Below are 26,200 nucleotides of genomic sequence, written 5' to 3' on the forward strand. Positions count from 1 at the left end.
TGTGCGGCAAAACGAGTGGAACTCGGAGAGCGCTTTAGCTTTTTCTTCGGACTGCCCAACACTTTTCCCGACATCGTCCAACGAGCGACCTCCATTCCCTACGGAGGCCCGCGGCGACCTCGCGAATTCAGAGCGGGAACGTTCCAGGCAGTGAATCTTCTTCACTGCCTCCAAGATGCAATTTCAGCGGCCGCCCAACTAAACGATCTGATGGACGCACTGGACGCGCCAGACATGTTCAATCGCAATTCGAAAATAGAGTGTCAGGTTGCTCGCCTGCGCAAACATGGCCAGATGCATTACCTCGACAAATACATCTACGCCCTGCGTGGTAAGTTTCTTTGGAAGGAAGATCAGCAGTGGCTGCGCGATGTAAAGGAAGGTCGTATTTCAATGACTGACTTTGACGATCGCGTTGCTGCTAGGGAAGCGCGGAACGAACAAGCCAGCGTTTTGCATTGGAGGTCTGTCTACGCGTTGACACAGCAGTTGGCTGACTTCTTTGAGGGTGCAGGAACATACCACCACGGCACACTCACGAGGCGACTTAGAGAGCAATTTGGCAGACGAATAAAGCTTTTGCGCGAATCAGCATCCTGCGGCTCTGGATTTGTGCTCGAACTCGAAGACGGGCCGATAATTGGCAGCGGGAAAAAAATTGATGAAGGTTTTGTGTTTGTAAATTTTGTCATCGCCCTTGCGGGTGAGCTCGAGTCAGCTTCACCAGATGTCCACTCCTACTTCTCGGCTGTAGAGAGGGCATCGGAACGATCGACTGCGGTTGCATCGACACTGCGACGGGTTGTCCGGCGTATAGATACGCTTGAGCATCAGAGCGCTCGCTGTTAACTGAAGCGCCCACCAGGTTTCGGCAGTACTCGCGATTTGTTCATCACGCAGCCGTTGGACGCTGGGGGCGATTCAGTTAGCAGGACCCCAAGCCAGCTAAGCTTGGCTCATACGCGCTCACTTAACTTCAGTGGAAAGACGAATCCAATCTGACGCTGGGTTCTGGATTGCACAGTTTCCTGTCTCGCCTTGAAACCCCGGAAACTTAACAATTCCCAGGGAAGGATTCGTTTGGTAAAACTTGCCCAGACCGCATGGCCCGAAATCGACAGTGATGTCTTCCAGAGGCCGATCGTAGCTCATCGGCCTACTCGAGGGAGTGAGTGCGCCTTTGGCGATCTGGGCCTTGCCATTGACGTCCACACTGGCCATCTCAAAAGTCTTCTGCCCGTCCTGATCATAGATCTGAACGTAGTTGCCTTGCGTGGAGGGGAATTCAACACGACGGTGATCACTGGCTTCGCTTGCGTTGGCCAAGAGGGCGAGCGAGAGGGACAAAGACCCGAGTACGAAATGCATCTGCTTCATTGGTATTTCCTGGTGAGTGCGCTGACGACGGGATGTGAAAGCGCGTTAACTCATAAGATGGGGGCGACCTGGAGATATATCCAGTGGTTTGGAGATAATAATTTCCGATTGCAGTACCAGCTGACGTTTCCGAAATAGTTGCGACATCTGACTGTCGAAAGCCTCAATTGGCGGCTACACATTTTCGAAAGACCTGCGACTGCTGATGGCAATTCTTGCGACTGGCCTAACTCCTGTCGGTAATAGCTGCGACTCATGTGGAACTGTCCGTGAAGACCAGGGCGGGCCGGTGGTTAGAGCTCTCACACATCTCACCCTCTGCGCACTCAGGATCAAGCATAATTTCAATGCAACCCTGACAGTGAAGCCGACGGAAGCCCTACCATGTTGCGCTCAACTCTCGCAGGTCAATGCATACCTGCAAGATCGATTTCATCAGTTTTTGAACGACTAATTGCTCCTTTGAAAGGGGCAGTCTTTAGGCTTGCTTTTATTCTTCTCATGAGAAGATTGCGAAGGTTAGTCGATGAAGTTCGGTGCGTTGAACGCACTGGTGAATAACCGCCTTGGCTCTTTTCCCCACGACGGCAAACCAGTTGTCGCCGCCGAGCAGTAGGCCGAATACCAGGTGTGAGAGGAAATACCGAACAGCCCAACAGGGATGAATTGGAGATTGGTCTGGAGTACCGATTGCCTGCGATGGCCATGCCGCCAGATGGAAATCAAACGTCAGGCTGCTCTACCAATGCTGCAACGAACCAAAGGAATAATAGGTGAAACGAAACCCAATGGATGAGGCGATTTCCGCTCTCAAGGTTGCTCCGATTCAGACGCTAGGCATGTGCGTTAGCGCGATAGCCGCACTGTACCTGTTTTCTAATGATTCAAAGTGGTTCGGCACCACAGGGCTGGTCGCGTTGATCTTCACGGGGCTGGTCTGGATGGCTACACCGTACATTATCCAGGAAGCGAACAACCGCGCCAAAGCACGTCATCGCTATCCGTACTGAGTCCGAGGAAAACGCACCAGGTACACCCAAGTCACCCTGTCCACCACCAGCTCCACGAACAACGGAAATCGAAATGGCAACCAAGGATTTTGAATTCACAGTAGGTAAGGGCCATACGGTCTGGGCCGAGAAGTCCCACTATCCCGACCTGATTCGTCTGGTGATCCCAAAGGATCAAGCTCTTGAGCTGGCTCAAAAGATTCTGCGCGAGCTTCAGCACGTAAAGACCGATCAAACCCACTTGGGCGAAATCGCGCTTTTCGGCCAGCTTGAAGAATTTGACGACGAGTAAGCAGAAAACGCTCAGCTGCACCCTCAAGCCCGCATCGTGCGGGCTGAGGTCGTAGGAGAGGAACACTTCGTTCCCTCGAATCCGGAATACGACGATGAACAGTAATGAAATGAAGTTTCGGACGTTGGACGGCGCGAGCGTCACGCTGAATCCAACAGCAGAACTCGTGGAGCCTTTGACTCTAGATGATCCCGAGCGCGAACCCGGCACCGGTCAATTGGAAACCGGCAACCTGCTTCGCAAGGATGTCGAGAAGCTGATTCGCGAGTTCAGTGGTGAACCTGCGAAAGCTGCTTTGGCCATCTGCGTGATGCTCGATGATCATTTGGATCTTGCAGAAAACGGCTGGTTCGACAACGACGAAGTAGTCCAAGACGCAATCATTGCCGCAGATCCGCAAGACGACTGAGATGGTAGAGGTAATGAACACCATGAAACGACATTTGTCGCCGCCCCCAGTGATGCTGCCAACCCAACACCCCCTGCTATTGCTGCCCCTGATGCTCGCTATGCTCGCCGGTTGCAGCAAGCCAGTGCACACCGAAACAGGCACCGAGCCAGGTACAGCGGCAGCAGCAAAAGAACTGGCACCTAAATTCCTGTTGCAGATGTTCACCTTGGTTGATGAGCCGGTCATCGACGGTGAAACAGCAACCGTCAACGCAGTGATCTTGAACCAAAAGTGCGTGCTGACAATGCAGCGCACAAAAGAAACACCCTATGGCTGGTTGGTAAGCAAACAATCGTGTCTGACTACGAATCTCTCAACGCAAGGTGCGAACAGTCCAATCGTCACCGGTAAGGGTGCCCAAGTAGTCATCCATACGGACAAATAAGGGAAAAGTCGCTGAACATCCAGCCCGCCCAAATCGCGGGCTTTTTTTGTCGCAGCTATTTCCGAAATTTCGCATTTATTTCGGCAGCCGACACCTGCCCTACCCAGTGCGCGTTGGAACTTCGCACGTTCACTCTCAGAGGATGGTGAGAAGCGCGGCGAAGACTCAATCGCCACCAGGTGTTGCAAGCCGCCCTTTTAAATCACTATCACCTGCTCAGGATCCTTCTGCTCACTCCATTGGTGGGTCCGACTATCACGTGTCGTAAGCTCCGGTACGCGCGAGCAATCGAAGTAATTGAGTCCATTTTCATGGGCCAACGGCAAGTCGAGATGCTCACCAGGTAACGTGGACAGAATTCCGATCATTTCACGAGCTGTAACGACCGTACAGCGTGGCTCCTGCTCATTTAGTGTCTGTAAGGGATTCTCGATGCCAAAGCGCTTTCCTGCATTCTGAGCCGCGGTAGAGATTCGTGTTCGAAGGACTTCCTCTTCTGCAATTGATACTGCACCGTCCTCATGAAGAGATCCCGCCAACAGCCCTGCGCCAAGGATGCATTCGTACATGTCCTCCTCGGTCGCAGCTGCAGATAACGCACTCATAAAGTTTTCAAGCAATCTGAAATCATCAGATCGGTCGATACATTTTTTGGTCGAAAACCACTGCCGGCGGGCGGTTTCAGCTTTGCTGACCAGATCAGATCGGGTATCAGGCAGTACAAATCCCAGGTCCGTAATCGCTCGGATGTAGCCCTTGAGCTCACTTAGATGCTGATCTGCCTCAGCGGTGGTATCACAGCCTTCCATGTCCTTGATCACACCGAGCACGGCGGCCATCACCATTTCACTGTGTTCGCTCATCAAGACTCTCCCCTAATCGTACTGTCCGCAGATCGTTGCTGACGATTGCCCCTTAACGATAGTAACCGTAAGCGACGTTTCACAAGCTATCGGATGACAACTTGTCGAAATGAGAGAACGCGCCAGCACCATGAAGCTTGTCCTACGCCCAGCTCAGCTTCGTGCAATGGCTTGCATTTTTTTTCGTCCAGATACCGTGGAGGGAATCAATCAACTCCTAGGCCATCATGATGCAACTAATCGCCACTTCCCTCTTCCAGGACGCGACACCGGTGACCACCCCAGTGAAGGAGCCTTCATTTGACGAAAAAGTGGTCAACGCTGTGGAGGTGATTAAGAGCCTGATCCGCGCAGGCAAGCGGGTCGTTGCGGCTACATCCTTTGGAAAAGATAGTTCTGTGGTTTTGGCCCTCACCCTTAGAGCAATGGAAGAGCTCAAAGCTGAAGGTGTAGAAGTACCTGAGCTTCACGTTTTGAATTCTGACACGCTCATCGAAAACCCGGTGGTTCATGCATTCAGCAAGCAGGAAATTCGATCCCTGAAGGCCTACGCCGAGAGAAAAGGCCTTCCTGTGCGCATGTGGGTGTGTAGTCCCAACCTCAGTGAAAACTGGTTAATTTCACTGATCGGCGGCCGAACTGTTGCATCGATGCCTGGCAACTCGGCCAAGTGCACTATTCAAATGAAAAAGTCACCGATGGATCGCACCAAACGGCAAATAAAATCGATCATCAAGCAAGAGTTGGGGTCTGCTTTTTCAGATGACTCGATCGTAACCTTGATCGGTACCCGCCGTGACGAATCGGCGGTTCGCGGTCGCAACATGGCCTCCCGCGGCGAGAGCGCAATAGTCCCCGTGAACACAGCAAAAGAGGGGGAAAAGGCCAGCTGGATTTTGAGCCCGATCGCTGACTTCACCACCATGGATGTCTTCACATTTCTTGGGCGGGTTACGAACGGCCGAATCGAAACTTACTCGGATTTCTGCCAGCTGACTCAGGTGTATCGCGACTCTTCAGGCGACTGTATGGTCAACATTTTCATGCGAGACGGCGCGGCAGAACGTAAAACGTCGTGCGGTGCAAGGCATGGGTGTTGGATGTGCTTGCGGGTGAGCTCTGACAAAAGCATGGAAAACATGCTTGCTCAGGAGGACGGAAAATACTCTTGGATGGCGCCCCTTTCCTCCTTTCGAAATTATCTCAAGGCACGGCACTACGACCCAAGTGCTAGAAACTGGCTTGCACGTTCCGTCAACGCTGATGACGGCACAATCAAAATTGCGGCGAACGCGTATGCCCCAGATTTCTGCCTCGAGCTTCTACGCTATGCCCTGACCATTGATGCCAACGAGATTGAATGGGCGATGCAAAATCAAACGTCGCCCCGGTTCAACTTGCTTGGTATGAAAGAGGTTCTCGCGATTGATCTTCTGTGGGCTCGTCATAGCTACCAGCGCCCATTCACAGCCCTAGCTGAGTACAAGGCCATCTTCGAAAATGGGAAGCGCTACAGCATCCCAGAGGAGTACACAGAGTTTCTGCGTTCCGATCTGGACATCTCCCGTTCCGTCGAGCTGCCTTTCGTTGACTCTGAATTCCACGGAATATTTGAAGGCCTTCGCTCTGTTGACGATGAGCTTTCTTGCCAGTCCGTCATTTCTAAAAAAGGTGTTTACTACACCAACGTCAACGAAACAAATGAGTTCGAGCTCGATGATGAATCAGTGCATTTTGTGGACAACGCTAATCTAGTGTCATTTTCGCTGCTCGCCTGACCAACACTGCTCGTCTTTTGTTTTCAGCATCATCCTATTTTTTTTTAAGAGTCGCATTTACCTCGGCGACAGATCAGAGGCCATCATGAAAGCATATCTGGATCTCCTAACCGACGTGATCACCAATGGTGTGGTCAAAGGTGATCGAACTGGTACGGGCACGAAGGCGGTCTTCGCTCGACAGTTCCGCCACAATCTTGCCGACGGCTTCCCATTGCTCACGACCAAAAAGCTCCATTTCAAAAGCATTGCCAACGAGTTGATTTGGATGCTCAGTGGCAGTACCAATGTGAAATGGCTCAAAGAAAACGGCGTCAGCATCTGGGATGAGTGGGCGACGGAGGATGGTGATCTGGGCCCGGTATACGGTAAGCAGTGGACTGCTTGGCCAACGAAGGATGGCCGTACCATCAACCAGATTGACTATATGGTTGAAACCCTCAAGACAAATCCGAATAGCCGACGAATCCTCTTCCATGGGTGGAATGTCGAGTACCTTCCTGATGAGCGCCAAAGCCCGCAGGAAAACGCGCGCAATGGGCTACAGGCTCTTCCGCCCTGTCATCTCCTCTACCAGGCCTTTGTGCATGAGCGGCACCTGTCCATGCAGCTCTACATCCGCAGTTCCGACGTGTTCCTTGGTTTGCCCTACAACACGGCTGCGCTGGCGCTACTGACGCATATGCTCGCCCAACAGTGCGATCTGATCCCTCATGAGATTATCGTGACGACTGGTGACACTCATGCTTACTCCAACCATATGGAGCAGATCCAGGAGCAGTTGAGCAGGACACCAAAGAAACTTCCCCAGCTTAAAATCCTGAAGCGTCCTGAGTCTATCTACGACTATAAGTTCGAGGACTTTGAGGTGGTCGGGTATGAGCCGTATCCGAGCATTAAGGCCCCTGTGGCAATTTGATGGCAAAATACTGAGCGGTTTATATTTTATGAAATTGCAAGGGAATGTGGCGATGGATGAGCTGAAGGTAGAGGACAAGACGAAGTATTTGCTTGAAGTCCTAAAAAGGATTGATGGCTATGTCATGTCCACGAATGCCAAGTGTGCAATCATAATTTCTTACGCGGCGGCAGTAATTGCTTGGGTTTCGGTAAATCTCAATAAACTTGTCTCAGACGCCCAGTCACCACCGTTGCTAATCTTGATAACTATCGGAATTGTTGGTGTGATCGGCTCGTCCATCATTTGTCTTTGGATGGCTGTAAAGGTCATTTTGCCAATCACCACGAGCTCGGTCGAAAAGGATGTTGGTGAGTCAGTGATTTTTTATGGTGATATAGCCTCGACCCAGAAGGGGGCCGGAGGTTACGAAAACAAGGTGACGTCCTTGGCTTCCGATACCTTCCTGCAAGATTTGTCACAGCAGGTATTCACGCTGGCAAAGATAGCAAATATTAAATTTGGGATTCTGAAAAGACTCACGCTTGTTTTGTTGTACGGGAATTTTATTTCGATTGCCGTGCTCATGATTGGACTGCTAATGAATTCGCTCGTTCAGAGGTGCGCATTGTGAGTACTGCGTCAAAAGATGCCTTCCGCAGCATCATCAATAAAGCTCGTTCGAAGCCAATGATGAAGTCTAGTCACGTCGTCATGGACGGCATCGTGATGAATGAGAGTCGGAGCCTACCCAGGGTTGGAGAGGTGCATGAGCACGCTTTGCAGACTCGTATCCGACCGCAGTTTGGTAAGGGGGATATCAACCGGACTGTAATTGGTTGTCATCCGGATTTTAAGCATCTGGAGGGGACGGCTGATGTTGAATACCATCACGTCTGCTCTTTGTTCTTGGATATTAAGAACTCCACGCGGTTGTCCTTCATTTACACGCTGGAGGAGGTGTCATGGATCAAAAATTCCATACTCAAGGCCGCGTCGGAGGTTGTTCGTAGCCTTGATGGATATGTCCATCGATTCATGGGGGATGCAGTCCTCGCCTTCTTCGGGAACCATACCGACACAGAGGATGACACGATCGCTAACGCTTTAAATTGCGCTGCGGTGCTAGAGTCGCTAATGGTGGGGACTATTATTCCTGTCCTCGTCGAGGAGGGGTATGAAGCCAGAGATCTCGGGTTCCGGATCGGGTTAGATTATGGTTCAAATCAGGAGGTTTTGTGGGCCTCCTACGGCTACAGCGAAGTCTGCGAGGTAACGCCGACGTCATTCTATGTGGACGTGGCCGCTAAGCTCCAAGCAATGGCTCGAAAAAATTGCGCGATGTTAGGTGATAACTTACTTTCGAAAATTGATTTTCCGACTGCCTTTGTCGACAAAAAAGTTAGGATGGAGAATGGTGAGTCGGTCGAAGTAAATTACCTGGATAAGATTTATACCGATAGAGATGGCAATAAAAAATTCTATAAAGTGAGAGAGCTGAACAATCGAAAGTATCGTGATCTCTTGCCTTTTGATCCTTCAGAAAAGGCGACTTTTGATGGTTCTCGAGCAGTAGGTCAGCCTCATATTTCTTACAAGTGCTATGTAGATTTAAACGGTCAGCTTGAGGAATATCGCTCGGTCTCTCGATTTCTCCCTAAGTTTTCCAGTCTTCAGTTTCGGCTGGTAATCCAGCGGGGTGCTGAAGCCGCGCTACGCTTTCCCTTGGTAGCTTCATTTACCAAGTATAACCATGGGCATGAGGCTGCAACTGAAACATCTGCAGGAATTTATCCAAAGGGCACGTACAATTTTCTGATGAAGAGTCAGCCTGGTCTAAATTCCTTCTATGCCGGAGAGCGTTTCGATCTACCAGAATCCACCAAATATAGAGGATTGCATTGCATGGAAGTCGAGGTGAAGGATTCGTTAGGGGTCGTAGTCTTTCGAGATACTATCGGCGTATACATTTGTTGAAAGTTTTTAGCTTTGAAGCGACTACCCTGCCTGATGGAGAGATAAAATGACGAGGCCAAATGCACGTGTGCGATCGCTGATACAGACTCGAGATTTTTTAATTGACCTATCAGGTAATAATTTAGTTCCGGAATCCGTGCGTCTTAGCGCTTTTCAGTTATTAAGGCAATATCCCACTCCAAGTGAAATTTTGATAGCCGAAAAGTTTTACGACGGCAAAGCTTCGACCCCGGTCGAGCGCTGAGTCTGTCGCAGGTGAGGCATTCGGCAGGTTGCTGACCCTTCTTACCGATTTTTGCTAACGGTAGTAGAAAGAAATGGCGTCGCTTTCGCTTGCGAAAGGGTATCGCATTAGTGCGTAGTTCACGCTAGTGTAAACTCACGATAGAATTTACTCAGGGTGGTTAAAAGGATCTCTTGATCGCACCCAATTCAGCCGCATAGCTGAAAACGAGCTAGTTCGTCCATGACGAATAGATAGCGACCCATTCCATCGCCCTAGAGCTAATCAGAGGGGACTCGCTACTGGAGAAATTCGTCATGCTGATAGAATCGTACTAGCTACTCATAACATCCCCCTGAGAATTGGCATGAATCCAGAACTAACTGAAGAAGAGATGCGCCGGGCGCTTTTCGGTGCTGGCGAGCAGGTTGCGCAGGGCAGTGCGTCTCCAGTGCAAAAGCCTCTTCCGGATACCGTGATCACGCAGTCGGCAAAGGTGGCAAAGAAAAAGAAGGTCGCGAAAGCATATACACCTAGGCTGAGAGTCATGCTTCGAGTGGGGAATGAATTTGAAGGCAAAACGCACGAGATGTTCCATGAGGCTGATACGTTGAGTACCCTCCTAGCTGAGCAGCAAGCGACTAGGGTGGCTAGGAAAAAATTCCGGTTTGTGGAAGTGGTTTCGATCAAGTCGATGTAGGTGGATTTTCACGAGGCTGGCGGGCTAGGTGTTCAAATGAATTCATTTGGTGGCTAACCCGAACGGCATTTCTGGACAGGCCCCGGCCTGAAGTCACTGGCGGTAAATGGCCGATAGCCGTAAGTAAAGAAATATTGTCTTTATGGCTATATTTAGCACTTAAAGGAAACATTTCTTTTCCTTACTGCTGGCATTTTTGGACAAAGATGAAGCGCGGGACAACAATCGCACGTGCGACCATGAACCGTCACCGTTCAGCTTTGACCAACGCGCCTCGTATTCTCACCGGCAGAAACGCCCCAAAGGCCTAGGATATTGAGAGACGGTTTTATCCACCCTTTTTACCCAGCCTCCAGCACACTTTTTTTTCGTCGCCGAACCCTGCCTTCAAGCAAATTATGAATTTTTGCATAATTGCGCATAAAACCAACGATCTAGATTTTTCTGCTAATTACGAGGCGTGAATGGCAAAATTAATCTAAAAGACCTAGCCGTTAAACTATTCTGGTATTCGCCTTTTTGCTATTGCTTCACGTATTCAACCAATGCTCTGGCTACAGCAGCTTGTTTGGCCTATTTCATTGCCCTTCATGGCGGGCAGCAGTCGGTTAACAGCAGACGGTCGTGATCGGCAGAGAACGGCCAGGAGCGGACGGTGGACACAGTGATGACAAATGGGTAGCGTCATCGATGCTGCCTTCGAATCTTGAGGGCAGCAGGGCTTGCCGTCACCCGTGTCGTGTTTCTCTCTGGGCGATGTCGCGTTTGCCGCGACCACCTCTAGAGCTTATCCGACACGCCATCGCGATAAGAAACGCGACAGGGCATGTCGCCTAATAGTAGTTAGCCACCCCAACAGCCTACATTGCCCGGGACCTTAATAAGAATCTTTAAGGGAAAGTAACAAAATGGCCTTTACCGAACCTAACTTACACTCTCGAAACCTTAAGTTCATCTCAATGATGTTCATCGTGTATTGGGCATTAGGGCTCGCGCCCGCCGGTGATTCTATTCGACTGATATTTATTAATTACGAAATCACAAATCCAGCCGCACTCACCTGGATTGCCCACACTATCCTTTTATACTTCGCTTGGCGCTTTTATCTGAGCTCAAGAAATATGATCAAGCATGGTGTTATTAAAACAATTAACACCAGCCTAGGCGGAAAGCAAGAGTCCTTGCTCTACAAACTACTAGAGAAACGCGCTAGACAAGACTATGTAAATAACCAAAAAGACAGATTTCAGAAAGAACGAGATGATTATGCGCTAGAAAAAGGCATAAACACATACAACAACATTGACTTTGCCACCGTCCCACAAGAGTTGAAGTACGAATACGGGCAATTATGCTTGAGCTATCAAGCTTACTACAGGGAGCCGCGCTTGCCAGGAAATGACTTCAGAGGCTACACAATAAAATACAGATGGTTTCACTGGCTATGGTTTAAGGCCTGGAAAATAATTGAATTTCTAATAGGGAAAGAAGAAACTCCCGACTATTTAATACCATGGGTTCTTTTCTTGTTCGCGCTCCTAACGAGCGCTTTCAATGTTTTAGGGGTTACTGCCCGAAGTATACCGTGGTAGCGGCGACTAACAATGCGCTCAAACCGTTCGCTTCGCTCACTGGGACCGGCTAAAGCCGGCCCCTTAGCTTAATCGTTATGTGAGTATCCAAGAAATTAGATTACTCCCAGAAAAGGAATTCCATGATCAGCCTTAAGCAAAACTGCACCACCATCAACTTCAACAATATGGAGAAGACAAAAGAGAACTTCACTTTTCTCATGTACGGAACCATCGAAAAAGACAGAATCGATCAGGAGATTCAGCGTAACCAAGAAATGGTTGACGGCGGGTATGTTACAACCAACCAAATTCAGGATCAGCTTGATTATTTAAAGAGGCTTAAAGCTGACCCGAACTATCAAAACGGAAGCTTGCCTCGGGGAATTGAAAAAATAATTCTTCAGATTATGGAAAGCTATACATTTTGGCATTCCATAAATGAAGTTGATGCAGAATTTTTTCTAACTCAAGATAACTACATCCATAACCTAATAAATGTGAGCATTACATTTATGGTTAGCTGTGAACTAGCGAAGCTATTCAATAACAAGTCAGGCGACTTTTCATTGAATAATATTTGGAATCATGACGTCGATGAAATCAAAAAAGCCAAAATAGCAAGCGAAGATGAAATTGATTATATAACTGAACAATTTGCTCGAAATGAATCTACCAGAAACCAAGCAATAAAACGCTTCTTGGATTTTCGCAATAAGTCAGTTGCACACAATGAAAATAATACAGGCATGCAATGGTCAGATTTCGTAAGCACTATTAATTTTGTTAGCAGAGTCTGGGGTATTATCGATGAATATTACAGCCCGAACTGCTTTCCAAGGCCAATTCAACTATCAGATCAGCTCTATACACCACTGCAGCCGCATTTTACATTGCCACAGATTAAGCAAATGAAGGAGGCAAGATTAAAGCTCATGGGAGATATGTTCAAAGCCGCTTCAACTAATCTAGTAACCGGAGCTCAGGACAACATCAAACCATTTGGTGACTTAAAAATTACGGTAAAGATCGAATCAACAACGAAAGTAATTGGTTAGCAGCGCGCACACTGCAACATCACATAACAAGCCGCTCAACCACGCTCACTTCGTTCGTTGGACTCGCAAAAGCTGCGCTTTTGCTCGCCGGTTAGCCTAATCGTTAGGCGCCTCGTAACAGATGCCGCAAGGAGGCTCACTGTGAACAGATGGAACATCCCGGACTGGCTCGAACAAGAGGTGTTGGCGCGAGATACTGCCTGTGTTTACTGCGGCGTGGTTTTTTTGCTTCCGGCCCAAACTCGCGGCACCACGCCCTCTTGGGAACACATCATCAACGACGCCAGAATCGTTACCCGCGAAAACATCGCCAGGTGCTGCATGTCCTGCAATGCGAGCAAAGGAGCCAAGGAGCTAAAGGTGTGGCTTCAGTCAAAGTACTGCAGGCGTAAAGGCATACACGAAGAATCTGTTACTCAGCTTGTGCGAAATGCACTATCAAGTCCCGAAATCGATGCGAGCGCCTAACCCTTCAATCGAGAGGACGTTATGAATGTCTGCAAAGGGTCAATTTCGGTCAGTCGCGACAGGCAGAAATCGACCCAGGCTGTGTGAAAACGTTTTAGAGCGAGTTTGGCAGTCAGAACCGCAACGAAAATCGCGCGCCTACGCAAATTTCAGGTCTACTGACTAACCAAACGCTGCCAGATTTTATGTAGCAACGCAGACTTCAAAACGATACATGCGTTTTCACACAGCCTGGACCCATTGCGGACGCTGACTAACGTTGTGATTGAGAGGCTGGCCGGAAGCTGGCGAAGCCAGCTTTTGGACAGTCCCACTCGAAGCGTTTGTTAGGCAAGGCAAACAGTTTATTTACAACTGAATTGAACTTCGGCACCAGCATACGAAGAGTAGGGGTTATATGGTTTCGCAGCGGAGCTTTGTACAGAAAGCACCTTACCTTGTTTTTTACAAAACGCAGCAGCCTCTTTTAGTATCTCTACCTTCACTGAGCTACCGTTATAGGCCATCGCATCCTCCTTTTCATAAACGTAGTTGCCTCCGCCAAGGTCAACGATTCCAGAGTTCGTCGCGCAGCCGGACAACGCGAGCAGAACAACTGTAGAGATAACGATTCGCATATTTCTCCCTCAAAAATTTAATGGCCTAACTTTAAGTAGACGACACATCTGGTGTAACCACTGGTTCATCTATAATTTTCAAACAGATCTGCGTATGACTGCCAGAGCGCTGAATAGCACTGCCAGTCGGTGGCCCCGCTCGAAACCTTCAATTGAATGCTGGTTTTTTCTCCCATCGATAGGGGCTTCATGAGAATATCGTTAGCAAGGTCGAAGTAGTTCAGAAGCTTGTCATCAGTTGCATTTCTAGGAGTGGGATAGCGGCCAGACCACACAAGAGCTGCCTCGTAGAAAGCCATAAGGCGCTTACGCTCGTCATCCATTTCAACGCCCAGAACTTCATGCAGTTTCACGAAGGAATGTGTCTCGACCTTTTGCGGTAGTGTGCCTCGTCTGACAAGAACGGCTTTGATAATGACTTCGAGAGAAAGCCCGCAAAGCATGTGATAGACGGACCAGCATGCTACCCCCATGCGGTAGCCAGGTGCGTAGCCCAATTCCTCTGCGATGGCCGCGTCTTGCGACCCCATGGAGTGCCACAAAACGCCGGCAGACGCCTTCAAGTCAGCTGCGCGGTTTCGCCAGTGATTAGGGTGGCTTCTGTCTTCTGTGAGGCTTGGGCGGCTCGCGAGCCAGCCTTCGTAATCTTCTTCCATGTACGCAGCCCTGATCATAAGATTGCTCAGAATCTCACGGCGCGGGCGCGTGGGCAATGCGCCATCACCTAGGTAAGCGCCCCCACTCTCCCGCCGTATCCCCGAATCGGGGTGCGGGGGAAACTACCGGCACGTATTGTCCCCTTCCATCTGGCCATTGATCTCCATCCAGCACAGACACCAGCCGGTCACACGCTGTCGGCTGCGTCACCGCGCTAAGGTCGTCGAAGCGGAGTCTGAGTTTTAGGCGGAAGAGCCAGCAGACGCTGGCTGGGTACGACCGTCGGCTTTTGGCCGTTTTCTGCCTCTCGCAACGGGCAGAAAACGGCCCAGAGTGTGTAAAAACACTTCGCCAAAATTGAAGTGTGCGCGTCTACGTTAAATCTGAAATTTGTCGGCATGTCAGCAGATGTGGATTTTGCGTAGAAGCGCGATTTTCAGTCCGGTTTTGAGTACCTGTCGCGCTGAAAAACGTTTTTACACAGCCTCGGCCATGAGCGGTCATTCGCGATAGACCGCTTCCGGTGGATAACAGTAAGCGTCCGCCCTTCGCGCTGTTGTGGTTTCTGCTTTCTCATGCCCATGTACCCAACGCTATATCAGTTTGAGCTCCGACGAACATCTCACCCAACACACCCTGCGCCCCTGGCGCCCCAAGCTTTTATTAGCCACCAGCGGCCAACGCTTCTTCATCCCCTTCAGGCGGAGGTTCACCAGGCAGCCCTTCGTCCTGATCTCGCAAAGCGATACTTGCAAGGCAGCGCTCTATGAAGTGGAGTTCCTCATCCAGTTCGGCGGCACGTTTTTCCAACGCCTCCAATGCGGCCTGCCGCTCCTGCTGCACCGTCGGCGGTGCCTTGGCAAAACTTGGCATTTTCTTTCGGTTCCACTCAATCTTGGCGTTGAGTTCCGCTAGGAATTTCTGCCCGGACTTCTTCTTTCTCGCCGTAAACAGCTGGCACTCCAGCAGACGAATTGCATCATAGATCCTGACAATTTCCTTGCTGGTCTTTGAGTGGACGAAATTCAGGCTTCCCTCGTCGAAGGCATGATGTTCCTGGTTTTGCCCTCGCCAGTTCACAAGGTCATTCTTGATAAAATCAAAGTGTGTCAGGTCATAGTTGATGTGAGGCTCGATGAGGGTAAACGTCTTCTCAAGACTGATCTGAAGGAACATATTGTTCTTCACGCTCAGCTTTCCAAACTGAGCAGTTATAGAAAGGCCCTTCTCGATACAAAACTCAAGCACCATAGACTCGAACCAGATACGGCAATACACCAACGCCTGGCGCACGTCGTAAACTGATAGTGCCATATGGACTTTCTTCTGAAAGCCCGCTGAATAATCAATGACCACAATGCCTTTATTTGTGTAGGTCAAGACATTGCTGGCAATGTTATCGGCTTGGGTATGGCGATCGGCAATGATGCAAAATCGCTCCCAGAAGAGGCGATCATGAGTCGTCACCACCATTTGGACTCGACTCAGATAAGGGTCATCAAAAAAAAGATCAATGATGTTCGACCGGTGATCACTGTCAATGGCATTGACCACGTCATCGAACACAATCAGTGGATAATTATTTTTTTGAGCCATCGCGAGCAATAACGACAGCCCCAGAGCTCTCAGGTGCCCCTCGCTTAGCACTGCAAAGGCGTCGAGAGTGGAACCATTGACATCAGTTATTTTGATTCTGTAGGCGTTGCCATCTTTCTCGAAGTTTAGCGACTGGATCTGCTCATGCTCCTCATCATGATTATTGATCGACCTGTAGTATTCAGCAGCTTTAGCTTCGATGCCTGTAATTCGTGACTTTTCCAGTCCTAACTTAAAGTCCTGCAGATCACGATAAAGATTGGCGTACTCAGCCTCTAGATGGTGCAGCAGGTGGTTGAAGTGACTGTTATCAGTGGCATCGTTCAGCAGCGCCTCTCTTTTCCTTGAGAGATCCTCCATTTTATCGTTGACGACCTCGAAGCTGTTTTCAAGCGCCCTTTTTTGATTGAAGAGCTGTTCGAGCGTTTCGCGTACCTGCTTCAATCCGGCAGCTTCGCTTTCAAGACGCGTGGCTTGTGCTTCTGCCTGAGTCACTTCCTCATGCTTGATATGGCAAGCATGAAGATAAGCCTCTATAGCCGAGGACTGACTCATATGCACCGTGACGAACAGCCCAAGGACGCTCGCACCGACCTCGGCCCGGTCAGTTGCCGAATGAAAATTGCCGAGTTCAGTGCTCAGCGCATCCATAGGCACATCGCACGGCACGCCTGCTTGCGAGTTTGATTTTACGGTGGCTACGGCTGTGGCGACTGCCGCCGCTAGGCGCGCTATGCGGGTTTCGTTTCGGCGTTTTGATTGTCTGAGTTGCTCCAAGGTGCTCAGCTCTTGAAGTTCATGCCGTGCACGCTCAAATGGATTCTCAGCAACTCGATCCAGCGGAGTCAGACAGGCCGGACAGGTATCACCTGAGCTATCAGGCTCAATCGCTTGCAGGGCGAGATAAATTGCCTGGTAATTGACGTCGCTGGCCCGCTTAATGAATTCGGCTTCGATTGAGGCTTTCCGGGACAGCAGGCGCTCGGCGATGGCTCGGATACGCGTAGCTTGCCGGAGGGTAAAAACTACCGGCGCTTGAGCGACACGCAGCCGCTCCGCTTTTCGTATCCTGGACTCAGTCAGCTTCGACAGTCTGCGCGTCCTGAATGGCACGTCGTAATCTTGATCAGTCCGCAACCCCAACAGCTGGCACACCTTCGCTACACATGACTTGAGATCAGCACCGTGCGTTCGCCGCTGAAAGGCGAATTTTGATCGGTTGTGCTCCAAGTCTGCGAGTTCATCTGCTCGATCAGCACGCCTGTAGTCCTTGAGCACAAAACTTTCAGGGCGAACAAAGCGCGAGATGACCTCTTGTAGCTCCTCTAAACCGAACAACGTGGCCACGACATCGCCCTCGGCACTGCCCGTGTCCTTGGAGCCCAGCAGCGAAAATTCCTGAAGCCGGTTGCGGTCGATGAAGCAGCTAGACCATGTCAGACTTTGTGTGACTTTGGCTTTATTCGTACCCATGAGCGTTAGCACGGGCCGGTTGGAACCGCGCGCGATGTACTGCTTGATCTTGGTCTTACGTCGGAGCGCCTCTTTGATCGTTCCGGTTGCGCCAATTTCCAGCGCCTCGCATAAAGATGACTTACCCCCGCCATTTGGGGCGAAGAAGATATTCTTGAGCTTGCTGAAGCGAAGCGTAGTTCCTTTATCATCAGCGCCAAACTCGCCGAATCCCCGGAAATTTTTTACCCGCAGATAGTCGATTGGACTTAGGGCAGAGGGCGCGACCGCATCCAGTTCCGGCCTGTTGTCGAGCACTTTTTTGAAGCGCGCAGCTGCACGCTGGTAATCACGGCCTAGCAATGCGTCAGCCGCTGTCGAGATATGGTTTTTGATGTGGTCAGAGTAGCGCCCCTTACCCTGATAGGCCTTGTACATACACCAGAGCAGCACGAGATAGGCGTCCGAGCGCCCTTCAAGATTCTGTCTGGCGAAACTCAAAAGGTACTGACTCATCGGGCCTCCTCCATGATGCGAGCCAGCGTAGCCGGACTGAAACCAGAAAGCCATCATCGGGAGCTTAGTGCCAAGGACGCCCAGTTACCTTGCCACTGCGCGTCTCGCCTGAAGCAGTTGTTTTGCCTGATTCACCTCCGTGTGTCTTGCCGCCAAGGCGTATGCTTCCGGGCATCACGCCTTGCGTGATTAAACAGGTTGCCACTTATGCGATAGCAACTAATCGATCTCACTCGCCCGCTGTCGGCAGGCGCGTGAACACGTCCTTCAAATAAGCATATGGATCATGCCCATTCAGTCGCAGACTGGATCAAACCCATGATCGCCGCTGCCTGTTTACCGCTGCGCAGCGATCCGGCGAAGAGCCAACTCTTACGCCCCAGAGCTATGGATGGCCTTGGGTATCGGACTTTGCAGTCTGTCGGTGGCCATTGCGCTCAAGGCTGTTGGTGGTTGCCGGCACGGGCAGGCCATAACTGAATGATCTTCATATGAACGCAGGAAGTGATCAACGTGCGTTTAAGGATGGTTGCTGTTGTATGTGCTGACCGGCCGTTTCTTGCCAATTTCGCAGAAAAAAAATTAGGTGAAACAGCTCTGTATCGAATGTCTTCATCGTGTCGAAAACAGGCAGTGGTGACAAAGCCCACTATGGGCCGGAGGCAGAGATTGCCCCGAGGTATCTTTCGGCGAAAAGCGGACCCAGGTGCCGCAACCGGCCAAAAAAGTCATTTTGATATCGGGAGAGATGAGACGAACAGACCCGCACGACAGCCGCTCGGATCGTACAGCTGCATTCCCATCGCGACTGTTTTGAAGGAACTGTGCGGCGAAGGATTCGAGTCTTTCAAACATCTACCCCCACCGAGGAAGTCAGACGAAATACTCTATAGCCGTTATCATGCAGCCCATCTTCGCCCGGACCTATATGGCCGATTTTTCATTTTTTACTGCGCAATTTATCTGCGTCGAATTTAGGGAATAGTCCATGACGGATCAAAAGGGTGCCAAACAGACCGCCGGCAGTCTCGCTGAACAGGCGCTCCACCAGGCCCGTGCCCGTTATGTGCCAAACGAGGCATCCGCCAGCGCAGAACCTGTGCCTCTGAAGAAAAAGTCGGGACGTAAAGCCGTCGTCAACCCAACCAGCAGCACCCTGCAGGATATGCAGAAAACCCTCTGGGCCACCGCTGACAAGCTGCGCGCCAACATGGACGCCGCCGAGTATAAGCACATCGTCCTCGGCCTGATCTTCCTCAAGTATATTTCCGACAGCTTCGCCGGCCGCCGCGCCGAGCTGGAACGTCGTTTTGCCGATGCCGGCGATGACTACTACCTGGGCAGTGAGGACGCCGAACTGCTGGCCAGCGAGCTGGAAGAGCGCGACTACTACAAAGAAGTGAATGTGTTCTGGGTACCGGAAGTGGCGCGCTGGGAGTCGCTGCGCGCCGCCGCCAAACAGGTCGACATCGGCAAACGCATCGACGAGGCCTTGGCCGCCATCGAAGTGGAAAACCCGCGCCTGAAAAACATCCTCGACAAGCGCTACGCCCGTGCTCAGCTACCCGACGGCAAGCTCGGCGAACTGGTCGATCTGATTTCCGTCATTGGCTTTGGTGGCGATGCTAACCAGGCCCGCGACCTGCTCGGCCAGGTCTATGAATACTTCCTCGGCCAGTTCGCCAGCGCCGAAGGCAAGAAAGGCGGGCAGTTCTACACCCCAGCCAGCATCGTCAAGACCCTGGTCGCGGTGCTCAACCCGCACCATGGCCAGGTCTACGATCCCTGCTGTGGCTCCGGCGGAATGTTTGTGCAGTCGGAAAAATTCATCGAAGCCCATGGCGGTAAGCTCGGCGATGTGTCGATCTACGGCCAGGAGTCCAACCCGACCACCTGGCGCTTGGCCGCGATGAACCTGGCGATTCGTGGTATCGACTTCAACCTCGGCCGTGAACCGGCTGACACCTTTATCCGTAACCAACACAGCGATCTGCGCGCCGATTTCGTCCTAGCCAACCCGCCGTTCAATATCAGCGACTGGTGGCACGGCAGCCTCGAAGGCGACCCGCGCTGGGTCTACGGCACACCGCCGCAAGGCAATGCCAACTACGCCTGGCTGCAGCACATGCTGTTTCACCTCAAGTCCAGCGGCCGCGCCGGCATCGTCCTGGCCAACGGTTCTATGAGCTCCAGCCAGAACACTGAAGGCGATATTCGCCGCGCCATGGTCGAAGCGGATGTGGTGGAAGTGATGGTCGCGTTGCCCGGCCAGTTATTCTTCAACACGCAGATCCCGGCCTGCTTGTGGTTTTTGACGAAACAGAAAGCCGCCCGCCCATGCGAAGTGCTGTTTATCGACGCCCGTAAACTGGGTACGAATGTCAGTCGCGTGCAGATCGAGCTGCTCGACAGCGACATCGATCGAATTGCGCAAACCGTCGCCAACTGGCGCGGGGTTCCGCTGGATGTCGGCGGTGAGATTGCCGAATACTCTGACGTCCCTGGCTTCTGCCGCAGCGTACTCCTCGCAGAAATAGCCGAGCACGGCCATGTGTTGACTCCGGGGCGTTATGTTGGTGCCGAAGCGATCGAGGATGATGATGAAGCCTTTGCCGACAAGATGCAGAACCTCACGGCTCTGTTAGGGGAGCAGTTGGCCAAGGGCGCAGAGCTCGACCAGTTGATCCGGCAGAAACTGGGGGAGCTGGGCTATGAGTTCTGAGTGGCGAAAAATGACGTTTGGCGATTTCGTTGCTATCCAACGTGGCCATGATCTACCAGATCAAGATCGAAAGTCAGGTTCAGTCCCTATTCTCGGCTCATTCGGCATCACGGGCTATCACGATACTGTCAAAGCCAAGGGCCCCGGCGTGACAATTGGTCGAAGTGGCGCATCGTTTGGCGTGGCGGCATACTCGGATCAGGATTACTGGCCGTTGAATACTGCGCTGTACGTCACCGACTTTAAGGGAAACCATCCGAAGTTTGTCTTCTACTTTATGAAGGCATTCGATTTTTCGGGGTTTAACTCTGGTAGCGCCCAACCATCTCTAAATAGAAATAACCTGTACCCAGTAGCTATTCGTGTACCTTTGCCGAGCGAGCAAAGGGCGATGGCTGAGATGCTCGGTGCCCTTGACGATCGCATCACCCTGCTTCGCGAAACCAACGCCACCCTGGAAGCCATCGCCCAGGTGTTGTTCAAGTCCTGGTTCGTCAATTTCGACCCGGTGCGTGCCAAAGCGGAAGGGCTCGAACCAGAAGGCATGGACGCGGCCACCGCCGCGCTGTTTCCCGACAGTTTAGAAGAGTCCGAGCTAGGGTTGGTGCCGAAGGGCTGGGCTACACGACCTATCTACGATATGGCTTCTTACATCAATGGAGCAGCTTACAAAGCATTTGAGCCCAATGCGGAGCGTCGCGGTCTTCCAATCATCAAGATTGCGGAGCTGAAGGCTGGAGTTACCTCGCAAACGGCTTTTTCAGACATTGTCATGCCGGATAAGTACGTAATTAAAACAGGGGACATACTTTTCTCGTGGTCTGGTAATCCAGATACATCCATTGACACTTTCGTCTGGGGGCATGATCCGGCATTGCTCAATCAGCACATTTTTCGTGTTTTGCCACATATTCCCAGTGAGCGCTCATTTGTTCTCCAAACGCTCAGGAACCTAAAGCCAGTATTTGCTGAACTCGCGCGGAACAAACAGACAACAGGGCTTGGTCATGTAACCGTGGCCGACCTGAAACGACTCCATGTTGTTAATCCACCGGCATCGGTGATTGAGCAGTTCAATAATTTTGCCGAAACTATTCATCAGATGATTTTTGGTAATGAACAACAAGCCCAAACCCTCGCTCAGCTCCGTGACACTCTGCTACCGCGGCTGATCTCCGGCCAGCTGCGCCTGCCGGAATCGAAAGCCTCCATCGAAAATATGTTGTCGGAGGCTGTCTGATATGGCTCTGAACCTGCGTCAACGTTTCATCGAGCGCCTGCAGAACCTGCCAGATACCCAGCAGACCGCTCGCGAAATGGCACAATGGATATTCGAGCAGTTTCCTGCCGAATGTGCGGTCAAGAAAGCGGGCAGTGCCAGTTACATCCAGACTGACAATGACTTGGTACAGCAACTGGTGGCGGAAATTTCTGGTTCACGCCCGCGCTGGCAGCAGATGCACCCTCAACTGAAAACGACGGAAGGAAGGCCACGTCACTATTACTGGTCGGACATGGATGCCAACGATGAGGTGGCGGCAGCCGAAGGAGTAACACTCGTACCGTCAGACCTGCCTGAACCCTCGCCGTTGCGTGAGCATGCGCTCTATCCGATTCTGGCGGAATACCTGCTGACTGATGAGCAGCGGGTGTACGCCATGCGGATCAACGAAAAACGTTCATCCAACCGTGCTGGCAGCGGTGGCAACGAATGGTTGCATCCGGACCTGGTAGGCCTAGAAGACCTGACTACCGACTGGACGCTAGACTTGCGTGACTGCGTCCGCGTGTCGGGCGAGCGTCGAGCTCGACTGTGGTCGTTCGAGGTCAAGCTGCTGCTCAATCGCTCCAATGCACGCAAGAGTTTTTTCCAGGCCGTGTCCAACTCCTCCTGGGCACATTTCGGCTACCTGGTGGCAGCCACGGTGGAGGGCGACGGTACGCTCAAAGAGTTACGCATGCTGGCAGCAGCTCATGGTATTGGTGTGATTCAGCTCGACGTACAGAGCCCCACGGAAAGCCAGATTCTGATCCCAGCTCGCGAACGCAGCGAAATCGATTGGGATATGTGTAACCGACTGACTGAAGAGAATGGCGACTTCACCGAGTTCATCGGCAGAATACGTCGCTTCCACCAGACCGGCGAAGTGTCGGCCAGAGAGTGGGTGGCCAGCGAATGATGACACTCAAGTTAATGCATGATGGATTGGCAGGCGGTCCTGAGCCCAAAACTGGCTGGTGAGTTGAACACAGGAAGTGAAGCGGAATGACCGAAGACCAATTAGAAAAGGAAACCCTCGGCTGGCTGACGGAGGTGGGCTATACCCACCTGTATGGGCCGGATATCGCTCATGATGGAGAATGTCCTGAGCGCGATCATTATCGTCGAGTGGTCTTGGTTGAGCGCCTGCGTAGCGCCATAGCCAAGCTCAATCCCAAGGTACCACTGGCCGCGCGCGAAGATGCGCTTAAGCAGGTACTCGAGCTGGGCCTGCCCGTACAGCTATCGGCCAACCGCCTGTTCCATCGTCTATTGGTCAGCGGTGTTCCGGTGCTGTACCAAAAAGACGGCGAAACGCGGGGAGACTTCGTTCGCTTGATCGATTGGGTCGAGGTGAAAGCTAACGATTGGATGGCCATCAATCAGTTCAGCATCTTGGGGCCGAAACACACCCGACGTCCGGACATTGTCCTATTCGTCAACGGCCTGCCGCTGGTGTTGCTGGAGCTGAAGAACCCGGCCGATGTGAAGGCCGACCTAGGGAAAGCCTTCGACCAAATCCAGACCTATAAAGAACAGATCCCGGATCTGTTCCAATACAACGAAATCCTGGTGATTTCCGATGGCAGCGAAGCCCGCATGGGCTCGTTGTCGGCTGATGCCGAACGCTTCATGAACTGGCGCACCATCGACGGCGAGGATCTCGATCCGTTGGGTCAATTCAACGAACTGGAGACCCTAGTGCGCGGTGCTTTGGCGCCGAAGATGCTGCTAGATTACCTGCGCTACTTCGTGTTGTTCGAGGATGACGGTCGCTTGGTAAAGAAGATTGCCGGCTATCACCAGTTCCACGCCGTGCGCGCCGCCATTCAACAGGTGGTTAGCGCTTCGCGTCCCGGTGGGACGCATAAGGGAGGGGTTGTCTGGCACACCCAGGGGTCGGGCAAGAGCATAACCATGACCTGTTTCGCTGCCCGTGTGATGCAGGAAGTGGCGATGGAGAATCCGACCATCGTCGTGATCACAGATCGCAACGACCTGGATGGCCAGTTGTTCGGGGTCTTCTCGCTATCCCAGGATCTGTTGCGCGAACAACCCGTCCAGGTGGAGTCACGGGGTGACTTGCGCAGCAAACTGGCGAACCGGCCGAGTGGCGGCATCGTCTTCGCCACAATCCAGAAGTTCATGCCGGGGGTGGATGAAGACACCTTTCCGGTGCTGTCCGAGCGCGCGAACATCGTGGTCATCGCCGATGAAGCGCACCGTACCCAGTATGGCTTTGGCGCGGAGCTGAAAACCTCGGAGGGTACACAGTCCGGCGAGAGCCAAACCCGTTACCAGGTGGGCTATGCCCAGCACCTGCGCGATGCACTGCCGAACGCCACTTTTGTGGCTTTTACCGGCACTCCGGTGTCCAGCGAAGACCGCGATACCCGTTCGGTGTTTGGTGAATACATTCACGTCTATGACATGCAGCAGGCCACCGAAGACGGTGCGACCGTCGCCATCTATTACGAATCACGGCTGGCCAAGTTGTCCTTGAAAGACAGCGAGCTATCCACGATCGACGATCAGGTCGATGAACTGGCCGAAGATGAAGAGGACGACCACCAGTCGCGGCTGAAAAGCCGTTGGGCCGCACTGGAAAAGGTGGTCGGGGCCGAGCCGCGGATTCAAAGCGTGGCGGCCGACCTGGTCACACACTTTGAGGAGCGTAATCAGGGGCTGGTAAGCATGGGGCAGATGCCCGGCAAGGCCATGGTGGTGGCCATGAGCCGGGAGATCTGTGTGCACCTGTACAACGAGATCATTGCCCTGCGCCCGGAGTGGCACGACGAAGATCCGGAGAAAGGCGCGATCAAAGTCATCATGACCGGCAGCGCTTCGGACAAGGCTTTGTTGCGACAGCACATCTATTCTGGCCAGCTTAAAAAGCGCCTAGAAAAACGCTTCAAGGATCCGCTCGATCCGCTCAAGCTGGTGATCGTCCGTGACATGTGGCTGACCGGCTTCGATGCGCCCTGCGTCCATACCCTGTACGTGGACAAGCCCATGAAGGGCCATAACCTGATGCAGGCCATTGCTCGAGTCAACCGCGTGTTCAAGGACAAGCAGGGCGGCCTGGTAGTGGACTACATTGGTATCGCCAATGAGCTGAAAGCCGCGCTCAAGGAGTACACCGGCAGCAAGGGCAAAGGCCGACCGACCGTGGATGCTCATGAAGTCTACTCAGTGTTGGAGGAGAAACTCGACGTTTTGCGCAGCCTGCTGCATGGCTTCGACTACAACGATTTTCTCACTGGCGGGCACAAGCTGCTAGCCGGGGCCGCCAACCATGTATTGGGCTTGGAAGATGGTAAGAAGCGCTTTGCGGACACCGCGCTGGCCATGAGCAAGGCCTTCACCCTGTGCTGTACCTTGGATGAAGCCAAAGCCGTCCGCGAGGAAGTGGCATTTTTCCAGGCGATCAAGGTGATATTGATCAAACGTGAAGTCAGCCAGCAGAAAAAAACCGATGAAGAACGCGAGTTGGTCATTCGCCAAATCATCGGCAATGCCGTGGTCTCTGGCGACGTGGTGGACATCTTCGAGGCGGTGGGCCTGGAAAAGCCCAATATCGGCCTGCTCGACGACACATTTCTCGCCGAGGTACGCAATCTTCCAGAAAAGAACTTGGCGGTCGAGCTGTTGGAGCGTTTGCTCGAAGGCGAAATCAAGAGCCGTTACAGCACTAACCTGGCCCAGGAAAAGAAATTCTCCGAGTTACTGGCCAATGTGATCAAACGCTATCAAAACCGCTCCATCGAAACCGCCCAGGTCATCGAAGAGCTGATCGAAATGGCCAAGAAATTCGCCGCTGCCAGCCAACGTGGCGATGCTCTAGGGCTCAATGATGACGAGCTGGCATTTTACGATGCCTTGGCCAACAACGAGGCTTCGGTGCGGGAGCTAGGCGACGAGATCCTGGCCAAAATTGCCCATGAACTGACCGCTAGCCTGCGAGCCAACGTGAGTGTCGATTGGAGCAGCCGTGAAAGCGTGCGGGCCAAGCTGCGCATCTTGGTGCGGCGAATTCTGCGCAAGTACAAGTATCCGCCGGATCAAGCAGAGGAAGCGGCCCAGCTGATACTCAATCAAGCAGAGACGCTTTGTGAGGCGTGGCTATATGCGGCTTAAGCTCCGCGAGCCTGTCAGCGAGACAGATTTACGGACCATAGCCAATGAATACAGAGATCTTGGCCTGTCGCATAAACGGAAAGGCTATGGCAAAAAATTCTCCGAGTAATCTAAAAAAAAAACGTGGCCGGCCTCGGTTAGAGACGCTGTTCGCTCGGTATGAAATACAGATCATAAGCTGGGATTTTAGC

At 52.0% G+C, this 26,200-nt stretch carries 23 protein-coding genes and 1 pseudogene; 18 read left to right on the plus strand and 6 right to left on the minus strand.

Annotation, left to right across the window (positions count from 1 at the left end):
• The first annotated feature begins 234 nt into the window (after window positions 1–234).
• A complete protein-coding gene (locus AC07ZE_RS29650; protein WP_137807241.1) occupies window positions 235–849 on the plus strand; it encodes a hypothetical protein in 615 nt (204 codons plus the stop codon).
• A gap of 117 nt (window positions 850–966) precedes the next feature.
• Here the strand turns inward: AC07ZE_RS29650 and AC07ZE_RS29655 are convergent, their stop codons facing one another.
• Window positions 967–1,377: a hypothetical protein gene (locus tag AC07ZE_RS29655; RefSeq protein ID WP_137807242.1), complete on the minus strand. Its 411-nt coding sequence runs from the start codon at window positions 1,375–1,377 to the stop codon at window positions 967–969.
• Window positions 1,378–2,150: 773 nt separating this feature from the next.
• On the opposite strand from AC07ZE_RS29655, the gene AC07ZE_RS29660 reads away from it, so the two are divergent.
• The 4 genes from AC07ZE_RS29660 to AC07ZE_RS29675 all read left to right on the plus strand — a co-directional run bounded on the left by AC07ZE_RS29660 (window position 2,151) and on the right by AC07ZE_RS29675 (window position 3,515).
• Entirely contained in the window at window positions 2,151–2,387 is a 237-nt protein-coding gene (locus AC07ZE_RS29660) for a hypothetical protein (protein ID WP_137807243.1), read from the plus strand.
• Between the two features lie 73 nt (window positions 2,388–2,460).
• Window positions 2,461–2,679, plus strand: a complete 219-nt coding sequence (locus AC07ZE_RS29665) for a hypothetical protein (RefSeq protein ID WP_137807244.1) — start codon at window positions 2,461–2,463, stop codon at window positions 2,677–2,679.
• Between the two features lie 94 nt (window positions 2,680–2,773).
• Complete coding sequence (locus tag AC07ZE_RS29670; RefSeq protein WP_238347424.1) at window positions 2,774–3,088, plus strand: hypothetical protein; 315 nt, start codon at window positions 2,774–2,776, stop codon at window positions 3,086–3,088.
• A gap of 13 nt (window positions 3,089–3,101) precedes the next feature.
• On the plus strand, window positions 3,102–3,515 hold the full coding sequence (locus tag AC07ZE_RS29675; RefSeq protein WP_137807245.1) for a hypothetical protein: 414 nt from the start codon (window positions 3,102–3,104) through the stop codon (window positions 3,513–3,515).
• Between the two features lie 197 nt (window positions 3,516–3,712).
• Here AC07ZE_RS29675 and AC07ZE_RS29680 read toward each other — a convergent pair whose 3' ends face one another.
• Window positions 3,713–4,378 (minus strand): hypothetical protein, encoded by a 666-nt coding sequence (locus AC07ZE_RS29680; RefSeq protein ID WP_137807246.1) that lies wholly within the window; start codon window positions 4,376–4,378, stop codon window positions 3,713–3,715.
• Window positions 4,379–4,608: 230 nt separating this feature from the next.
• Between AC07ZE_RS29680 and AC07ZE_RS29685 the strand changes: the two genes are divergently transcribed.
• From AC07ZE_RS29685 to AC07ZE_RS29725, 9 genes are all read left to right on the plus strand, one after another.
• Window positions 4,609–6,156, plus strand: a complete 1,548-nt coding sequence (locus AC07ZE_RS29685) for a phosphoadenosine phosphosulfate reductase domain-containing protein (RefSeq protein ID WP_137807247.1) — start codon at window positions 4,609–4,611, stop codon at window positions 6,154–6,156.
• A gap of 85 nt (window positions 6,157–6,241) precedes the next feature.
• Window positions 6,242–7,075, plus strand: coding sequence for a thymidylate synthase (locus tag AC07ZE_RS29690; RefSeq protein ID WP_137807248.1), 834 nt, complete (start codon window positions 6,242–6,244; stop codon window positions 7,073–7,075).
• Complete coding sequence (locus tag AC07ZE_RS29695) at window positions 7,035–7,688, plus strand: Pycsar system effector family protein (protein ID WP_137807249.1); 654 nt, start codon at window positions 7,035–7,037, stop codon at window positions 7,686–7,688. The genes AC07ZE_RS29690 and AC07ZE_RS29695 overlap by 41 nt, the downstream gene beginning before the upstream one ends.
• Window positions 7,685–9,031, plus strand: a complete 1,347-nt coding sequence (locus tag AC07ZE_RS29700) for a nucleotide-binding domain-containing protein (RefSeq protein WP_137807250.1) — start codon at window positions 7,685–7,687, stop codon at window positions 9,029–9,031. The genes AC07ZE_RS29695 and AC07ZE_RS29700 overlap by 4 nt, the downstream gene beginning before the upstream one ends.
• 46 nt (window positions 9,032–9,077) lie before the next feature.
• Window positions 9,078–9,275 carry a BPSL0761 family protein gene (locus AC07ZE_RS29705; RefSeq protein ID WP_372242181.1) on the plus strand — a complete coding sequence of 66 codons (198 nt, stop codon included), beginning with the start codon at window positions 9,078–9,080 and terminating at the stop codon, window positions 9,273–9,275.
• Window positions 9,276–9,621: 346 nt separating this feature from the next.
• Window positions 9,622–9,954 carry a hypothetical protein gene (locus AC07ZE_RS29710; protein WP_137807251.1) on the plus strand — a complete coding sequence of 111 codons (333 nt, stop codon included), beginning with the start codon at window positions 9,622–9,624 and terminating at the stop codon, window positions 9,952–9,954.
• Between the two features lie 908 nt (window positions 9,955–10,862).
• Window positions 10,863–11,546 (plus strand): hypothetical protein, encoded by a 684-nt coding sequence (locus tag AC07ZE_RS29715; protein ID WP_137807252.1) that lies wholly within the window; start codon window positions 10,863–10,865, stop codon window positions 11,544–11,546.
• A gap of 122 nt (window positions 11,547–11,668) precedes the next feature.
• Window positions 11,669–12,583 carry a hypothetical protein gene (locus AC07ZE_RS29720; RefSeq protein ID WP_137807253.1) on the plus strand — a complete coding sequence of 305 codons (915 nt, stop codon included), beginning with the start codon at window positions 11,669–11,671 and terminating at the stop codon, window positions 12,581–12,583.
• 141 nt (window positions 12,584–12,724) lie between these two features.
• Window positions 12,725–13,051, plus strand: a complete 327-nt coding sequence (locus AC07ZE_RS29725) for an HNH endonuclease (RefSeq protein WP_137807268.1) — start codon at window positions 12,725–12,727, stop codon at window positions 13,049–13,051.
• 344 nt (window positions 13,052–13,395) lie between these two features.
• Here the strand turns inward: AC07ZE_RS29725 and AC07ZE_RS29730 are convergent, their stop codons facing one another.
• The 4 genes and pseudogenes from AC07ZE_RS29730 to AC07ZE_RS29745 all read right to left on the minus strand — a co-directional run.
• The gene (locus AC07ZE_RS29730; RefSeq protein WP_137807254.1) at window positions 13,396–13,668 is read right to left on the minus strand and encodes a hypothetical protein; all 273 of its coding nucleotides are present in this window, start codon (window positions 13,666–13,668) and stop codon (window positions 13,396–13,398) included.
• 65 nt (window positions 13,669–13,733) lie between these two features.
• Window positions 13,734–14,324, minus strand: a complete 591-nt coding sequence (locus tag AC07ZE_RS29735) for a hypothetical protein (RefSeq protein WP_137807255.1) — start codon at window positions 14,322–14,324, stop codon at window positions 13,734–13,736.
• 664 nt (window positions 14,325–14,988) lie between these two features.
• Window positions 14,989–17,889 carry an ATP-binding protein gene (locus AC07ZE_RS29740; protein ID WP_137807256.1) on the minus strand — a complete coding sequence of 967 codons (2,901 nt, stop codon included), beginning with the start codon at window positions 17,887–17,889 and terminating at the stop codon, window positions 14,989–14,991.
• Window positions 17,890–18,108: 219 nt separating this feature from the next.
• Window positions 18,109–18,275, minus strand: a pseudogene (locus AC07ZE_RS29745) (transposase domain-containing protein); the annotation flags it as partial.
• Between the two features lie 602 nt (window positions 18,276–18,877).
• Between AC07ZE_RS29745 and AC07ZE_RS29750 the strand changes: the two are divergent.
• The 4 genes from AC07ZE_RS29750 (at window position 18,878) to AC07ZE_RS29765 (ending at window position 26,009) form a co-directional block, all read left to right on the plus strand.
• Window positions 18,878–20,611, plus strand: coding sequence for a class I SAM-dependent DNA methyltransferase (locus tag AC07ZE_RS29750; RefSeq protein WP_137807257.1), 1,734 nt, complete (start codon window positions 18,878–18,880; stop codon window positions 20,609–20,611).
• Window positions 20,601–21,851 (plus strand): restriction endonuclease subunit S, encoded by a 1,251-nt coding sequence (locus AC07ZE_RS29755; protein ID WP_238347423.1) that lies wholly within the window; start codon window positions 20,601–20,603, stop codon window positions 21,849–21,851. Before AC07ZE_RS29750 ends, AC07ZE_RS29755 begins: the two co-directional genes overlap by 11 nt.
• Before the next feature lies 1 nt (window position 21,852).
• Complete coding sequence (locus tag AC07ZE_RS29760; RefSeq protein ID WP_137807258.1) at window positions 21,853–22,791, plus strand: COG2958 family protein; 939 nt, start codon at window positions 21,853–21,855, stop codon at window positions 22,789–22,791.
• An 86-nt stretch (window positions 22,792–22,877) separates the two neighbouring features.
• Window positions 22,878–26,009 carry a type I restriction endonuclease subunit R gene (locus AC07ZE_RS29765; protein WP_137807259.1) on the plus strand — a complete coding sequence of 1,044 codons (3,132 nt, stop codon included), beginning with the start codon at window positions 22,878–22,880 and terminating at the stop codon, window positions 26,007–26,009.
• Window positions 26,010–26,200 lie beyond the last annotated feature (191 nt).

The organism is Pseudomonas sp. GW101-3H06, from assembly GCF_059424605.1.

Excerpts from the sequence above, each read along its gene's own strand:
- AC07ZE_RS29650 (WP_137807241.1), top strand. The coding sequence starts at position 235 with ATGTTCAATCGCAATTCGAAAATAGAGTGTCAGGTTGCTCGCCTGCGC.
- AC07ZE_RS29655 (WP_137807242.1), bottom strand. The coding sequence starts at position 1,377 with ATGAAGCAGATGCATTTCGTACTCGGGTCTTTGTCCCTCTCGCTCGCC.
- AC07ZE_RS29665 (WP_137807244.1), top strand. The coding sequence starts at position 2,461 with ATGGCAACCAAGGATTTTGAATTCACAGTAGGTAAGGGCCATACGGTC.
- AC07ZE_RS29670 (WP_238347424.1), top strand. The coding sequence starts at position 2,774 with ATGAACAGTAATGAAATGAAGTTTCGGACGTTGGACGGCGCGAGCGTC.
- AC07ZE_RS29675 (WP_137807245.1), top strand. The coding sequence starts at position 3,102 with ATGAACACCATGAAACGACATTTGTCGCCGCCCCCAGTGATGCTGCCA.
- AC07ZE_RS29680 (WP_137807246.1), bottom strand. The coding sequence starts at position 4,378 with ATGAGCGAACACAGTGAAATGGTGATGGCCGCCGTGCTCGGTGTGATC.
- AC07ZE_RS29685 (WP_137807247.1), top strand. The coding sequence starts at position 4,609 with ATGCAACTAATCGCCACTTCCCTCTTCCAGGACGCGACACCGGTGACC.
- AC07ZE_RS29690 (WP_137807248.1), top strand. The coding sequence starts at position 6,242 with ATGAAAGCATATCTGGATCTCCTAACCGACGTGATCACCAATGGTGTG.
- AC07ZE_RS29695 (WP_137807249.1), top strand. The coding sequence starts at position 7,035 with ATGAGCCGTATCCGAGCATTAAGGCCCCTGTGGCAATTTGATGGCAAA.
- AC07ZE_RS29705 (WP_372242181.1), top strand. The coding sequence starts at position 9,078 with ATGACGAGGCCAAATGCACGTGTGCGATCGCTGATACAGACTCGAGAT.
- AC07ZE_RS29710 (WP_137807251.1), top strand. The coding sequence starts at position 9,622 with ATGAATCCAGAACTAACTGAAGAAGAGATGCGCCGGGCGCTTTTCGGT.
- AC07ZE_RS29715 (WP_137807252.1), top strand. The coding sequence starts at position 10,863 with ATGGCCTTTACCGAACCTAACTTACACTCTCGAAACCTTAAGTTCATC.
- AC07ZE_RS29720 (WP_137807253.1), top strand. The coding sequence starts at position 11,669 with ATGATCAGCCTTAAGCAAAACTGCACCACCATCAACTTCAACAATATG.
- AC07ZE_RS29730 (WP_137807254.1), bottom strand. The coding sequence starts at position 13,668 with ATGCGAATCGTTATCTCTACAGTTGTTCTGCTCGCGTTGTCCGGCTGC.
- AC07ZE_RS29735 (WP_137807255.1), bottom strand. The coding sequence starts at position 14,324 with ATGGAAGAAGATTACGAAGGCTGGCTCGCGAGCCGCCCAAGCCTCACA.
- AC07ZE_RS29740 (WP_137807256.1), bottom strand. The coding sequence starts at position 17,889 with ATGAGTCAGTACCTTTTGAGTTTCGCCAGACAGAATCTTGAAGGGCGC.
- AC07ZE_RS29750 (WP_137807257.1), top strand. The coding sequence starts at position 18,878 with ATGACGGATCAAAAGGGTGCCAAACAGACCGCCGGCAGTCTCGCTGAA.
- AC07ZE_RS29755 (WP_238347423.1), top strand. The coding sequence starts at position 20,601 with ATGAGTTCTGAGTGGCGAAAAATGACGTTTGGCGATTTCGTTGCTATC.
- AC07ZE_RS29760 (WP_137807258.1), top strand. The coding sequence starts at position 21,853 with ATGGCTCTGAACCTGCGTCAACGTTTCATCGAGCGCCTGCAGAACCTG.
- AC07ZE_RS29765 (WP_137807259.1), top strand. The coding sequence starts at position 22,878 with ATGACCGAAGACCAATTAGAAAAGGAAACCCTCGGCTGGCTGACGGAG.